Origin of the sequence: Flavobacterium sp. LC2016-23, from assembly GCF_009674775.1 — a bacterium.
In the GTDB taxonomy this organism is placed as follows: domain Bacteria; phylum Bacteroidota; class Bacteroidia; order Flavobacteriales; family Flavobacteriaceae; genus Flavobacterium.
Genome location: NZ_WKKE01000011.1, coordinates 165707 through 180493, shown reverse-complemented (window position 1 = coordinate 180493; position 14787 = coordinate 165707). Strand labels below are relative to the sequence as shown.

The following is a 14787-nucleotide window of genomic DNA, read 5'->3' as shown; positions in this document are numbered from 1 at the left end:
TTCTTAGATTCTTAGATTCTTAGATTCTTAGATTCTTAGATTCTTAGATTCTTAGATTCTTAGATTCTTAGATTCTTCCTAAAAAATCCATTCGTTTCACGAATGGATTTTTTGTTTTATTGTTTCAGGCAAAACCTGAAACCTGAAACTTGAAACTTTTTAACCTTTAACTTCCAACTAACCCTAAAAAAGAATAGCTTTGATTTTGGAAAAATAAGGAATAACCGTATTTTTGCATCACAAAATAAAAAATCAGCAATGGGAAGAGCGTTCGAATTTAGAAAAGGAAGAAAAATGAAACGTTGGTCTGCAATGGCCAAAACATTTACCCGAATTGGTAAAGATATCGTTATGGCCGTTAAAGAAGGCGGACCTAACCCTGATGCCAATTCCAGATTAAGAGCTGTAATACAAAATGCCAAAGCGGCCAACATGCCTAAAGATAATGTTGAGCGCGCTATAAAAAATGCCAGTAATAAAGATACTGCCAACTATAAGGAAATTTTGTTTGAAGGATACGCTCCTCACGGAATTGCCATTTTGATTGAAACAGCATCAGATAACAATAACAGAACCGTTGCCAACATCCGCAGCTATTTTAATAAATGCAACGGAACGATGGGAACTCAGGGGTCTGTGGAGTTTATGTTCGACCATACATGTAATTTCCGAATTGCAAAAGGGAATCTTGATCCTGAAGAATTAGAATTGGAATTAATTGATTTTGGTGCAGAAGAAGTGTTTGAAGACGAAGACGGAATCTTGATCTATGCTCCTTTTGGAAGCTTTGGAGCTTTACAAAAAGAACTGGAAAACAGAGGTCTTGAAATTTTATCTTCCGGTTTTGAACGTATTCCTCAAATTACCAAAGAACTTACTGAAGCTCAGATTGCCGATGTAGAGAAATTAATCGAAAAAATTGAAGAAGATGATGACGTCATGAACGTTTATCATACGATGAAAGAAGAATAAAGTATACCTGCATAAAGATAAAAGCTCTGAAATTTCAGGGCTTTTTTTGTTTTACATTGTTTTACTTTTAATTATGAAAAACCAGATTAACTATTATATTTGCAGCAGTCAAAATTCTTTAAGTTAAAAAAAACGATCCAATGAAAACATCAAAATACACGAAATTCGCTGTAATCATTCTGGTAATACTATTTGTAGTACTTAGCGTAATTAGCTAAAAAATTATAAGATTAAAAAGCCTTCTGACGTTTTCATCAGAAGGCTTTTTAACTATTACAAAATCCAATTGGTTCTATAAACCTAAAGACTTGTTTTTACTTTGGAGTTATTTTTTTAAGGGTGTATTGGTCACCTTCAACAAATAGGTTCCTTCAGGTAAATCGCCAATATTTGTAGCATTCGTACCCATTATCTTTTTTCCCTGTGAAAATACCTCAACATTTTTAGCACCGCTATTTGCCTCAGCTGAAATTACAGTTGCAGGCGTTTTTACCGGAGTTACAGCTTTTACAGTGACAGGAGCTGCTTTTTTTACTGTATTTGAAGCAGGAATACTTTCTGTTACAGCCGAAGCAGTTGGTTTCGAGCTATTGTAAGATTCCATAACCTGCTCATCTGTCATGGCTACGCTATACAACCGGAGATCATCGATATCGGCGTTTATAGCAGTCGTCGCGTTTAATTTTCCCAGATTCAGAATATAGCCTTTTGTCAAGCGTGGAATTCCATCTGCTGATTTTAATAATTCACCATTTCGGTAAATTTTTGAAGTATTGCCATCATACGTAATAGTGTATTGATACCAGACCTCTTTTAAAAGCGGTACCGAAACAATAACATCATTTCCGGCTCCCCAGCCCGCCAGGCTTAAATCTGAATTTCCATTGGAAGCCGCTTGTTGCAATAATCCAAAATACTGGGCATTTACTGCGCCACCATACCCAAAAATGTAATTTGGTGCAGTGATGGCATTAAATTTTACCCAAATTGACAAGGATCGTGGTTTATTGCCTTGTGGAAGATCACCTACTACAGCCTGAAAAGCTTTGTTGGTAAGCCGGAGAGCTGATTTGGCTGCTCCCATTCTGTCCGCTACGAAAGCAGCGGTTCCCAAAAAGGAAATTGTATTATCTGCATTATTTAAATTCCCATTGAAAGTAAATTCCTGAACAGGATTTTGTGCACTCGTATTTAAAAAATTTACCAACATTAAAGTGAGTAATAATTTTTTCATATATATAAATTTTAGGGGCCTGTTTTTAACTCATACTACTACTTGGAGCAAATTTTATCCTGTAACGAGCTCAAAATAATAATCAAAATTGATAATTTTAAAATAATAATTAGATTTATTGATAATTTTTAAAAATCTGTTAAAACTATAAATTAAATTCAATATCACCAAATATTTCTTATATATACATACAGTATTCTCACATAAATAAAAAATATTAACACTACAAAAACACCAATATCAGCTAATTATAAAAAATACAGACCCAAAACCCATCCTTCTGCTGGTTTGGAGGATCACAACTTACCTTTTGTTTTAAATATCAATAATCCCTAAAAATCAAAAAGCCTTCTGAGGCTACAATTCAGGAGGCTTTTTTTCACTATTCAAAATCAATCCTTAAAACAACATAAAAAACTAACTAATCTATACTAATCAAAACTTATATTTTATTTTGAAGTAATCTTTTTCGAGACAACATTTGTTATTTTCAACAAATAGGTTCCTTCCGGCAAATCATTAATATTCATGCCATTCCCTTTATGTCCGGCTACTTTTTGCCCTTGCGAAAATGTGCCGTTGCAGAAGTTCTTGCAGCTGCTTTAGATTTTGAAGCTTTTACAGCAGCCTTAATACGTATTGCATTTTACCAAATTAAATTATAATGTATTTAGGCAGAAATTTTTCCGTTAACTAACCTGAAAAATCGTTCAAATAACCAAAATTGACAACTTAAAGCATTCAATTATAATCATTTACACTTTAGTTATTTTTATCAAAACAATACATTTACTTCAAACAAAACAACAAAATTTTACGTATAAATACGCTATTATCATTTTAAACTAAAGCATTAACATCTAAAAAGCACGTTTAAAATATTTGATTTAAGTATAATCCAAAAAAAAACTCCATCCGCTGCTGCGAATGGAGTTTGGTATCTATAAGTTTTTAAAAAACTATTTTACAAATTCAATCTTTTGAACTTCTTCTTCATTGACGCTGTCAAAGAAGCCTTGTTCATTCATCCAGTCATCGCTGAATACTTTACTCATGTAACGGGAACCGTGATCAGGAAAAATAGCGATAATATTACTGTCTTTAGTAAATTCACCTTCTTCTGCGTATTGCTTAATAGCCTGCATTACTGCACCTGAAGTATAACCCACAAATAAACCTTCTTTTCTGGTAATTTCTCTTGCAGAGTGTGCACTCTCTTCGTCTGTTACCTTAATGAATTTATCAATAATATCGAAATCTGTAGCAGACGGGATCAGGTTTTTTCCTAAACCTTCAATACGATAAGGATAAATTTCTTTGTTGTCAAACTCTCTTGTTTCGTGGTATTTTTTCAATACGGATCCGAAAGCATCGACACCCAGGATTCTAATATTTGGATTTTGTTCTTTTAGGAATTTTGCTGTTCCGGAGATAGTTCCTCCGGTTCCGCTGCAGGCAACAAGATGTGTTATTTGCCCTTTTGTCTGTTCCCAGATCTCAGGACCAGTAGTGTTGTAGTGCGCATCAATATTTAACTGATTAAAATATTGATTAATGTAAACCGAACCTTTAGTTTCTTCATGTAATCGTTTAGCGACATTATAGTAAGATCTTTCATCATCTGCTGAAACGTGCGCCGGACAGACATATACTTTAGCACCTAAACTTCTTAGCATGTCAATCTTATCTTTCGATGATTTTGAACTTACCGCTAAAATACAGTTGTAACCTTTTATAATGCTTACCATTGCTAAGCTAAATCCTGTATTTCCAGATGTGGTTTCGATTATGGTGTCTCCTGGAGAAAGAATTCCTTTTTTCTCGGCTTCTTCAATAATATATAACGCTATTCTATCTTTTGAGGAATGTCCCGGATTAAAAGCTTCTACCTTTGCGTAGAAATTTCCTTCTAACTCTTCGGTGATTTTATTTAGCTTAATAAGTGGGGTGTTACCTATTAACTCTAAAACATTATTATAAGCGTTTATTTCTTCTTTCATAAAAAAATAGTTAATCAAAGGTATTTTTAAATAACCTCGATAGGTTGCAAATTTAACAAAAAATTTCTAATTAGCTTTTAATTTTTTCTAAATCTAATAAAAAACTAAATTCTTTTGCTAAGTCTTTCAGTGCTTCAAATCTTCCTGAAGCACCACCATGTCCGGCGTCCATATTGGTGTCTAAAAACAAAAGATTATCATTTGTTTTCAGCTCTCTCAGTTTGGCTACCCACTTGGCTGGTTCCCAATATTGCACTTGTGAATCGTGCAATCCTGTAGAAACGTACATATTTGGATAATGTTGTGGCTGTACATTGTCATAAGGTGAATAGGATAACATATAATCATAATATTTTTTATTGTTTGGATTACCCCATTCATCATATTCTCCTGTTGTTAACGGAATACTGTCGTCAAGCATTGTTGTAATGACATCCACAAAAGGTACCTGGGCAATAACTCCGTTATATAATTCCGGGGCTTCATTTATGATCACTCCCATCAATAATCCTCCTGCTGACCCTCCTTCTGCATACAAATGTTTAGAAGAAGTAAACTTTTCGTTAATTACAAATTTAGAGCAATCGATGAAATCTGTAAAGGTATTTTTCTTTTTTAACAGTTTGCCATCTTCATACCATTGTCTTCCTAAGTCTTCTCCTCCCCTGATATGGGCAATTGCGAAAACAAATCCGCGATCTAACAAAGAAAGTCTGGTTGACGAAAAATAAGCATCCATTGTGATTCCGTAAGAACCATACGCATAAAGCAACAATGGATTTTTTCCGTTTTTCTCAAGGCCTTTTCTGTAAATCATTGAGATCGGGATTTTTACCCCGTCTCTGGCAGTCGCCCAAATACGCTCCTCAACGTAATTTTCTTTATCAAATTTCCCTCCTAAAACCTCTTGTTCTTTTAAGATTTCTTTGGTTTTAGTTTTCATATTAAAATCAATAACAGAAGAAGGCGTTCCCAGCGATTGATAGCTGTAACGCAAAATATCGGTATCAAAATCTATATTTGTTGTGGTGTACGCATTATAAGTTTCGCTTCCAAATGGCAAATAATAATCAGGTTCCCCATTCCAGGGCATAATACGAATATGATTTAATCCGTTTGAACGCTCTTCTACCACTAAGTAGTTTCTGAAAATTTCGATATCTTCCAGCAAAACATCCTCACGGTGCGGAATAAGATCTACCCAATGCTTCTTTGCCGTCTTATTTTCAGGCGTTTTCATCAACTTAAAGTTCGTCGCCTTGTCTTTATTGGTTAAAATATAAAAAGAGTCCTCATAATGCGAAATACTGTACTCTAAGCCTCGTACACGGGGCTGAAATACTTCAAATTTCCCATCCGGATTATCTGAGTTCAGAATTCTGTATTCAGTTGTCAAAGTGCTTCCCGAACCTATTACAATATATTTTCTTGATTTTTCTTTGCTGACAGAAACATTAAAAGTGTCGTCGGTCTCATTATAAACCAACACATCTTCTTTTGAATCGGTATTTAATTTGTGTCTGAAAACCTTATCGGCTCTCAAAGTAACTTCATCCTGTTTGGTATAAAAAATCGTATGATTGTCATTTGCCCACACAGATCCTCCTGTAGCATTTTCGATTTTATCTTCGAGGATTTTTCCTGTTTCCAGATTCTTAATCTGGATCGTGTAAATTCTTCTTCCGACAATATCAACACCGAAACTTGCGAATTTATTATCCGGACTGATGCTTAAACCTCCCAGTTTAAAGTAGGCATGACCTTTCGCTAATTCATTACAGTTGAATAAAATTTCTTCTGCAGCAGAAAGACTTCCTTTTTTTCTTGAAAAAATTGGATAATCCTGTCCGGTTTCGAAACGTGTGATATAATAATAGCCATTATAAAAATAAGGGACAGAAGCATCATCCTCTTTAATTCTTCCTTTCATTTCTTCATACAAAGCATTCTGAAGATCCTTTGTATGTGCTGTCATACTTTCGTAATAAGCATTTTCCTGGTTCAGATAATCAATAACTTCAGGGTTTTCCCTATCATTCAGCCAGAAATAATTATCGATTCGGATTTCTTTATGTTTCTTTAAATTTTTAGGAATTTTATTGGCCTTTGGGGCAATTATATCGTTTGGCATGGATTAAGCATTAGTTTTTATATAAGAAGGAGCAAAAATACTATAAACACAATAGAACAGAATTAATATTTTCATAAAATATTATATTGATTTGATACAGCAATATACTAATTTTGTATGAAATAATTTAAAATCAACAAAAATGGATTTAATGGGAATGATGGGTAAACTTAAAGAAACCCAACAAAAAATTGAAGATACAAAAAAACGCCTTGATACTGTCTTAATCGATGAACAAAGCGCTGATGGATTATTGAAAGTAACATTAACCGCTAATAGAAAAGTAACAGCCATCTCGATTGATGACTCTTTACTGGAAGACAAAGAACAATTGGAAGATTACTTAATCGTAACCTTAAATAAAGCGATTGAAAAAGCAACAAGCGTAAACGAAAAAGAACTTGATGCCGTTGCAAAAATGGATATGCCAATGATTCCGGGAATGGATAATCTTTTTAAATAAGCTTCTAAGACAAAAAAGGTTCTAAGCTGCTAAGTTTCCTCTATTGAAAAAAAACTTAGCAGCTTAGAACCTTAATTCTTAGAACCTTTTTTTAAATCTTTGAAAATGTCTCCAGCACATAAGTATGCATGACTTCTTTGTAATCTAAATGTGTTACAATTCTGAGCTTATTATGCCCCATTGAACTGATCAGTATATTTTTCAGTTTTAATTTTTCAATTAAAAGCTGATCGCTGTAACCTTCTGCCAACGAAAAGATCAAAATATTGGTTTCAACAGGTTCTACGGCCGACACCCAGGATTTTGTACTTAGAATTGCGGCAATTTCTTTCGCCCTTCTATGATCTTCGGCCAGTCTTTCGATATTATGAGCCAGAGCGTATAAGCCTGCTGCAGCCATATAGCCCACCTGACGCATTCCTCCTCCAAGTATTTTCCTGATTCTTAACGCTCTATGAATATCTGCTTTGGTTCCTAACAAAACAGAACCTATTGGAGCTCCTAAACCTTTAGACAAACAAACCGAAATGGTATCGAAAATAGCTCCGAATTCTTTCGGGTTTTGTCTTTTTGCCACTAATGCATTCCAGATTCTCGCGCCATCAAGATGAAATTTCAGATGATTGGCATCACAGACTTTTTTTATTTCTCTTAAATCTTCTAAGTCATAACAGGCACCACCGCCTTTATTAGTGGTGTTTTCCACACAAACCAGAGTCGTTAACGGACTATGATACGATTCCGGATCATTGATCGCCGCAGCCACCTGGGCCGCATTTATCATTCCACGGTGTCCATCGATCAGGCAACAGGAAACGCCGCTGTTGAAAGACACTCCGCCACCTTCATAATTGTAAACATGTGCGTATTTGTCGGCAATTAATTGCTCTCCGGGCTGTGTATGTAATTTGATTGCGGTCTGATTCGCCATAGTTCCCGACGGAAAAAAAAGTCCGGCTTCCATTCCAAAAAATTCTGCTACTCTGTTTTCAAGCTCAATGACTGTAGGGTCCTGTTTATATACATCATCGCCAACCTGGGCGTTAAACATATACTGCAACATTTCGAGTGTAGGTTTGGTAATGGTATCGCTAATTAAATTTATTTCCATATTCTAAAAACTATGTCTTATTTTTGTACAACAAAATTACGTATTACTGATAGTTATTCGAGATAAGTTTTAATAAACTTTAACGTGTGAATATCCCAGAACCAAATTAACGTAATATTTATAAAAAAAATATAAAACTAATATTAATTTATGACAACTACCGAACAAATAAAAGGTATTGTGGAGCGCCTTGGTGCGTTGAGGAGGTATCTTTGACGTTGATGCCAAACTAATCGAAATTGCCAACGAAGAAGAAAAAACCTTCGCTCCTGACTTTTGGAACAATGCCAAAGAAGCTGAAATCATTGTAAAGAACCTTCGAAACAAGAAAAAATGGATCGAAGATTACAACAAAGCCATCGAGCTGACAGATGAATTGCAGCTCGCTTATGATTTTTACAAAGAAGGGGAACTTTCTGCCGAAGAGTTAGACGAGCACTATAGCAATACGCAAACGCATATCGAAAACATCGAATTCAAGAATATGCTTTCTGACGAAGGCGATAGTCTTAGTGCTGTTGTTCAGATTACGGCTGGTGCAGGCGGAACTGAAAGTTGCGACTGGGCCGGAATGCTGATGCGTATGTATATGATGTGGGGAGAAAGCTACGGATTCAAAATAAAAGAACTTAACTTTCAGGCTGGCGAGGTAGCAGGTATCAAAACCGTTACTTTAGAGTTTGAAGGCGATTATTCTTTTGGATACCTAAAAGGAGAAAATGGTGTGCACCGTCTGGTGAGAATCTCGCCTTTTGACAGTAACGCCAAGCGTCATACTTCATTTGCATCTGTTTATGTCTACCCGCTTGTTGACGACAGTATTGAAATTGACATCAATCCTGCCGATATCGAAATTACAACTTCGCGTTCCAGTGGTGCCGGAGGACAAAATGTAAATAAGGTTGAAACCAAGGTACAATTGGTTCATAAACCAACCGGAATTCAGATTCAATGTTCTGAAACCCGCTCACAACAAGATAACAGACAACGTGCCATGCAAATGTTACGTTCGCAGTTATATGAAATTGAGCTAAAAAAACAACAGGCCCAACGCGCAGATATTGAAGCCGGAAAAATGAAAATTGAATGGGGTTCGCAAATACGAAATTATGTTATGCAGCCTTATAAATTGGTAAAAGATGTCCGTACAGGATATGAAACCAGCGATGTTGATGGCGTTATGAACGGAAATATCGATCCTTTCCTGAAAGCATTTTTAATGATGATGGGACAGAGAGAGGAGGAATAATCGTGCAGTAGCTCCCGATAGCTATCGGGATCAGTCGCAGTGCCATAAGCGTAAACTGAGACCTGAAACCTCAAACTTGAAACTTGAAACTAAAAATAAAGTTATGATAAAATGGGCAGATGTAATTCGTTTTACAAATAAGGGAAATCCCGCTCCTGAAAAAAAAGTGGAGAAAACGGAAGAAGAATGGAAACAGCTTTTAACTCCTGAAGAATATCAGGTAACCCGCTTAAAAGGAACCGAAAGGTCGTTTAGTTCTGAATTATGCAGTTTATTCGATCCCGGAATCTACGAATGTAAATGCTGTGGTACTTTACTTTTTGATGCCAGTGAAAAATTTGAGTCAGGAACAGGCTGGCCATCATTTACGCAGCCAATCAAAGAAAATGCAATTGGCTATCATGCAGACAAATCATACGGAATGATTCGTGTTGAAGTAACATGCAATAGCTGTGATGCACATTTAGGTCACGTTTTCCCTGATGGTCCTGAACCAAGTGGATTGCGTTATTGTATCAATGCAATTTCTCTTTCTAAAATTAAAGAGTAATTATAAATTTAAAATTCTGAAAAGCGATTCCTTTTACAAAGTGAATCGCTTTTTTCGTTGTAATGCTATCCTTAGAAATCTATCAGCAATTTTCAGTTACCAATCTTCCTGCCATTGATTTAAAAACAGAATAGTTGTTTTTTTAATTATCCTATTAATACTACTATTTTTAAAATAAATTTGCTGCTGTTAAAAAAAAGTACTTAGGCCACTATTTTTTGTTGGCTCCTTACAATCAAAGGATTATAAGAAACTGCTCCAATTTTATTTTTTTAATTAAAATCCGAAATCAATATTTTTTACTTTTTACGATATTTTATAAAAAACAAACAACTAACACGTCTGAGGTATCACAAAGCTCTAAAAATTTTAAAGATACAATCATGATAATCAACTAGTAAGAACTTATTCTAAATCCTTTTACTCCAATAAAACTTTAGGCAGTGAATATAAACTTACGTCAAATTCAAAAATATTGGCATTCAATAAATTACATAAGAGTCAAAAATTTAGTAGTTATTATGTTAAATTTGTAATATTTAAACTATTATTTAAAGAGTACAATAAAAAAGTTCAAAATAAGATTAGGTAATTCAAATCTAATTGATTTTATTTGGCGAAAATTAACCCCCATAATCAATTAATTTATTCTATGAAATCCTATTCAATTCAAGAGATTAACGAAGTAATTCAAGGTGTAATTTATGGCACTACATCTCAAAGCGTAACAGCAACTGAGCAATTAGAAAAAGCGACAACTTCTGAAATTTCTTTTATAGGAAATAAAAAATACGAAAAATTATGGGAAGCATCAAAAGCTTCAATAGCAGTTGTGAACGAAGATATTTCAATTGAACCGGGCGATAATCGTGCTTTTATTAAAGTAAAGAACGCCGATCTTGCGATGTCACAGATTCTTGCTCTTTTCGCCCCACCCACTCCAATATTTCACAATGAGATTCACAGAACTGCGGTTATAGACGAAACAGCTATTATTGGTGAAGGAAGCAGAATTGGTGCCGGATGTTATATCGGACCAAAAGTAGAAATTGCAGCAAATGTTACTATTTATCCAAACGTTACTATTTTAGACGAATGTACTATTGGCAAAAATACAGTAATTTGGTCAGGAGCAGTAATTCGTGAGCGTTGTCATATTGGAAACGATTGTATTATCCATCCAAATGCAACAATCGGTGCAGATGGCTTCGGATTCCGTCCATGTAGTGAAAAAGGTCTGGTAAAAATTCCACAAATCGGAAATGTAATCATAGGAAACGGAGTTGAAATTGGTGCAAACACTTGCGTTGACCGCGGAAAATTCAGTTCTACCATTCTTGGAGATGGCTGTAAAATTGATAATTTAGTTCAGATCGGACATAACAGTAAATTAGGTAAATTTTGTATCATGGCAGGAAACAGTGGTCTTGCTGGTTCTGTAACTCTTGGAAACGGGGTAATAATTGGCGGCAGTGCCTCTATCAAAGATCATACGACTATAGGTGACGGAGCCATTGTTGGTGCCGGATCAGGAGTGGTTGGAGATATTCCTGCCGGAAAAACCATGTTGGGATATCCTGCTGTAGAAGCTCGTGATGCCTTAAAACAATGGGCCATACTAAAAAGAATGGTTTGCGATTCTAAAAAATAATTCAAATACCTGAAAAACATACCAAACAGAAGTTCGCTTCTGTTTTTTTTTGCCCCAAATTTTAAAAACCGGCAAAATTTCAATTGTAAACAATTCAGTTTATTATATTTATTTCAATTGATTTTGTAAATTAGCACACACTATTTTGTAAAAACATCAATATCTTATGGATTTAAACTTCAATAAAAACGAAGATCACAATAAACTATTACTTTCAGATTTAAAACAAAGATTTGCTAAAGTCAAATTAGGCGGAGGCGAAAAACGAATTGCAAAACTTCATGCAGAGGGTAAAATGACTGCCCGCGAACGCATTGATTATTTATTGGACGATAACGCCAAAAGTATCGAAATTGGAGGATTTGTCGGAGATGGAATGTATGCCGAGCACGGTGGATGTCCTTCCGGAGGAGTTGTTATAAAAATAGGATATATTAAAGGAAAACAATGCATTGTTGTAGCTAATGACGCTACTGTAAAAGCCGGAGCATGGTTTCCTATCACGGGAAAGAAAAACCTGCGTGCCCAGGAAATAGCAATGGAAAACAGATTGCCGATTATCTATTTAGTAGACAGTGCAGGAGTTTATCTGCCGCTTCAGGATGAGATTTTCCCGGACAAAGAACATTTCGGGCGTATTTTTAGAAACAATGCTCAAATGAGCAGTATGGGAATCACCCAAATAGCTGCTGTAATGGGCAGTTGTGTTGCCGGCGGAGCCTATCTGCCAATTATGAGCGATGAAGCCTTAATCGTTGACAAAACCGGAAGTATCTTTCTTGCCGGAAGCTATCTGGTAAAAGCAGCCATTGGGGAAACAATTGATAATGAAACTTTAGGCGGTGCAACAACGCATTGCGAAATTTCGGGTGTCACCGATTATAAGGCAAAAGATGATGCAGATGCTTTAGATAAAATAAAAAACATCGTAGATAAAATAGGCGATTTCGATAAAGCCGGTTACAGCAGAATCAAAGCCGAAAAACCTGCTTTGGACCCAAAGGATATTTACGGAATTTTACCAAAGGCCAGAAACGAGCAGTACGACATGATGGAAATCATCAATCGTCTGGTTGACAATTCTGAATTTGAAGCCTATAAAGAAGGATACGGGCAATCACTCATTACCGGTTATGCCAGGATTGATGGCTGGGCTGTAGGTATAGTAGCCAACCAAAGAAAAGTAGTGAAAACCAAAAAGGGCGAAATGCAATTTGGCGGTGTTATCTATTCGGATAGTGCCGATAAAGCCACCCGTTTTATTGCGAATTGCAACCAAAAGAAAATTCCGCTCGTTTTTTTACAGGATGTTACCGGTTTTATGGTCGGATCAAAATCAGAACATGGCGGAATTATCAAAGATGGTGCTAAAATGGTAAATGCGGTAAGCAACTCGGTAGTGCCTAAATTCACCGTAATTGTGGGTAACTCTTATGGAGCCGGAAATTATGCAATGTGCGGAAAAGCATATGATCCGCGATTAATTTTCGCCTGGCCAAGTGCAGAACTTGCTGTTATGGGAGGAACTCAGGCTGCAAAAGTACTGGCTCAGATTGAAGCTTCTTCGCTTAAAGCAAAAGGTGAAATCGTAGATGAAGCCAAAGAAGCAGAATTATTTGCAAAAATAAAAGCACGCTACGATGAGCAGACTTCTCCATATTACGCAGCTTCAAGATTATGGACAGATGCCATCATTGATCCGTTAGACACCAGAACCTGGATTTCTATGGGTATAGAAGCAGCCAACCATGCTCCTATTCAAAAACCATTTAACCTGGGCGTAATCCAGGTATAACTTTTAAGGCATTCTTAAAATGCGTTAAATAAAAAGTAAAAAACTTATTTTCAGGTACTTAAAAATAAATATATGATTAAAAATTAGTAACTTAGTCTGTAATTTTTAATCACGTAGTATCATGGAAAATGTAAAAAGCTTAAATAAATGGGCAAATGCGCACACTTATTTACCAGTTGATTTAGTACGTATTGTATTGGGTGTTTTTTTATTTATGAAAGGAATTTCATTTGTAACCAACGTTCAGTATCTGCATGATTTAATTTCTCCGATAGACCAATTCGGAGGCGGAATGTTCCTCTTGCATTACATTGCGCCGGCCCACATGATTGGAGGAATTATGATTTTCTTCGGATTACTTACGCGCTGGGCAATAGCAGCACAATTACCAATATTATTTGGAGCTGTTTTGGTCAACTCTTTAGGACACATGCACTCTGAAAGCTTAATCCTGGCAGTAATAGTATTGCTGGTCTGTGTTTTCTTTTTGTTTTACGGAGGAGGAAAACACTCCGCTGATTATTACTTCAAAATGCAACAATAACATTGTTTTATCCTCAATAGTATCAAAAAACCATTGAGGATAAGATAATAAAGTATCATTTGAGCGTTAATTAATCCTGTAAAATTTCTTTAATTGTGTTTTATGCGTTAATTTCGCCGCTATGAACCGGATTCGTAAAACCGTTATTTTTGTTTCACTTTTGATTATAGCTTTCTTCGCTTCTCAGGCGAACACTATTGTTGTGGAAAAAACAGAAACCCAAAAAACGGATTCAACGTTCTCTATTGAAATACCCGATTCTTCAGCGTTTATACAACCTCAGGCAAGTTATCATTTTGCTGCAAATGTCAAAACAAACTACACAGTCGTAGCAAAATGGTTTGACGCTATATTGATGATTATTCCAGCTCATCAGGCTGTAAAATCAGTAACAAACTTTGCCAATCAACATTTAAACCAGAGTAAAAAAGTATTACTGCTGCTATTCCCCTTTCATTATTTTTGGTAATTGATTTTTTGAATCCTTAATCGGAAGAATCGTTTCTTTCCAGATCATTAAACTGTTTTCAAAACGAAGACCGTTTATCATTTCATTCAATTAATACAAAAAAAATGGATACAAGTGTAACTATAATTGGTATTGTGATCGCGATCATAGTAGCCATCCCCGTATATTTCTCTGCCAGGACAAGTGCAGTCAACAAAGCAAAAATTTTAGATATCAAAAAAAGATTTAATCCAAATCGCCCTCAGGATTTTGATTTAACAGAATCTCAAAGCAACAAAACGCTTACCATAGATCAGAAAAACAGAAAGTTCATTCTGATGAATTTCAATCCAAATCAACAGGAATCAATATATGTTGACTTAAAAACGGTTTCATCCTGCAAGCTGGTTTTAACTTCTGACTCACACTCAGATACCATACTGAAAATTGATTTTGAATTTCAGGAAAAGGAAACCTCAAGGAAAATCGTAATTCCTTTCTATGATTTCGATGACGACCGTATCAAACAAATAAGTGCCTATCAAGATCATATGTTTGCAAAAAAATGGCTTAAAATCATTCAGGATTCTATTTAATGTTAGTTATTTAATTCACCCGGGAGACCCAATTATGGGTCTC

The 14787-nt window shown here is 35.5% G+C and carries 13 protein-coding genes; 9 read left to right on the top strand and 4 right to left on the bottom strand.

Going from position 1 to position 14787, the window contains the following annotated elements; translation table 11 throughout:
* Nucleotides 1–258: 258 nt before the first annotated feature.
* On the top strand, nucleotides 259–972 hold the full coding sequence (locus GJU43_RS11525; protein ID WP_007811539.1) for a YebC/PmpR family DNA-binding transcriptional regulator: 714 nt from the start codon (nucleotides 259–261) through the stop codon (nucleotides 970–972).
* A gap of 325 nt (nucleotides 973–1297) precedes the next feature.
* Here GJU43_RS11525 and GJU43_RS11520 read toward each other — a convergent pair whose 3' ends face one another.
* The 3 genes from GJU43_RS11520 to GJU43_RS11510 form a co-directional block, all read right to left on the bottom strand.
* Nucleotides 1298–2206 (bottom strand): LamG domain-containing protein, encoded by a 909-nt coding sequence (locus tag GJU43_RS11520; RefSeq protein WP_154340902.1) that lies wholly within the window; start codon nucleotides 2204–2206, stop codon nucleotides 1298–1300.
* A 959-nt stretch (nucleotides 2207–3165) separates the two neighbouring features.
* Nucleotides 3166–4206 carry a PLP-dependent cysteine synthase family protein gene (locus GJU43_RS11515; protein ID WP_154340901.1) on the bottom strand — a complete coding sequence of 347 codons (1041 nt, stop codon included), beginning with the start codon at nucleotides 4204–4206 and terminating at the stop codon, nucleotides 3166–3168.
* A 70-nt stretch (nucleotides 4207–4276) separates the two neighbouring features.
* A complete protein-coding gene (locus tag GJU43_RS11510) occupies nucleotides 4277–6337 on the bottom strand; it encodes a S9 family peptidase (protein WP_154340900.1) in 2061 nt (686 codons plus the stop codon).
* A gap of 142 nt (nucleotides 6338–6479) precedes the next feature.
* On the opposite strand from GJU43_RS11510, the gene GJU43_RS11505 reads away from it, so the two are divergent.
* Nucleotides 6480–6800: a YbaB/EbfC family nucleoid-associated protein gene (locus GJU43_RS11505; RefSeq protein ID WP_127337200.1), complete on the top strand. Its 321-nt coding sequence runs from the start codon at nucleotides 6480–6482 to the stop codon at nucleotides 6798–6800.
* 91 nt (nucleotides 6801–6891) lie between these two features.
* On the opposite strand, the gene GJU43_RS11500 is transcribed toward GJU43_RS11505, so the two are convergent.
* Nucleotides 6892–7911, bottom strand: a complete 1020-nt coding sequence (locus tag GJU43_RS11500) for a low specificity L-threonine aldolase (protein ID WP_154340899.1) — start codon at nucleotides 7909–7911, stop codon at nucleotides 6892–6894.
* Between the two features lie 150 nt (nucleotides 7912–8061).
* Between GJU43_RS11500 and prfB the strand changes: the two genes are divergently transcribed.
* The 7 genes from prfB (at nucleotide 8062) to GJU43_RS11465 (ending at nucleotide 14744) form a co-directional block, all read left to right on the top strand.
* Nucleotides 8062–9160 (top strand): peptide chain release factor 2 gene (gene prfB, locus GJU43_RS11495; protein WP_132037926.1). Its coding sequence is split into 2 segments (ribosomal slippage): nucleotides 8062–8124 and nucleotides 8126–9160, totalling 1098 coding nucleotides; the frame shifts between segments, so codons are not numbered across the junction.
* A gap of 103 nt (nucleotides 9161–9263) precedes the next feature.
* Nucleotides 9264–9710 carry a peptide-methionine (R)-S-oxide reductase MsrB gene (gene msrB / locus GJU43_RS11490; protein ID WP_154340898.1) on the top strand — a complete coding sequence of 149 codons (447 nt, stop codon included), beginning with the start codon at nucleotides 9264–9266 and terminating at the stop codon, nucleotides 9708–9710.
* Between the two features lie 652 nt (nucleotides 9711–10362).
* Nucleotides 10363–11361, top strand: a complete 999-nt coding sequence (lpxD, locus tag GJU43_RS11485; RefSeq protein WP_154340897.1) for a UDP-3-O-(3-hydroxymyristoyl)glucosamine N-acyltransferase — start codon at nucleotides 10363–10365, stop codon at nucleotides 11359–11361.
* 166 nt (nucleotides 11362–11527) lie between these two features.
* Nucleotides 11528–13156 (top strand): acyl-CoA carboxylase subunit beta, encoded by a 1629-nt coding sequence (locus GJU43_RS11480; RefSeq protein WP_154340896.1) that lies wholly within the window; start codon nucleotides 11528–11530, stop codon nucleotides 13154–13156.
* Nucleotides 13157–13277: 121 nt separating this feature from the next.
* Nucleotides 13278–13700, top strand: a complete 423-nt coding sequence (locus GJU43_RS11475) for a DoxX family protein (RefSeq protein WP_154340895.1) — start codon at nucleotides 13278–13280, stop codon at nucleotides 13698–13700.
* A gap of 121 nt (nucleotides 13701–13821) precedes the next feature.
* A complete protein-coding gene (locus tag GJU43_RS11470) occupies nucleotides 13822–14169 on the top strand; it encodes a hypothetical protein (RefSeq protein WP_154340894.1) in 348 nt (115 codons plus the stop codon).
* A gap of 104 nt (nucleotides 14170–14273) precedes the next feature.
* The gene (locus GJU43_RS11465; RefSeq protein ID WP_154340893.1) at nucleotides 14274–14744 is read left to right on the top strand and encodes a hypothetical protein; all 471 of its coding nucleotides are present in this window, start codon (nucleotides 14274–14276) and stop codon (nucleotides 14742–14744) included.
* Nucleotides 14745–14787: the final 43 nt, after the last annotated feature.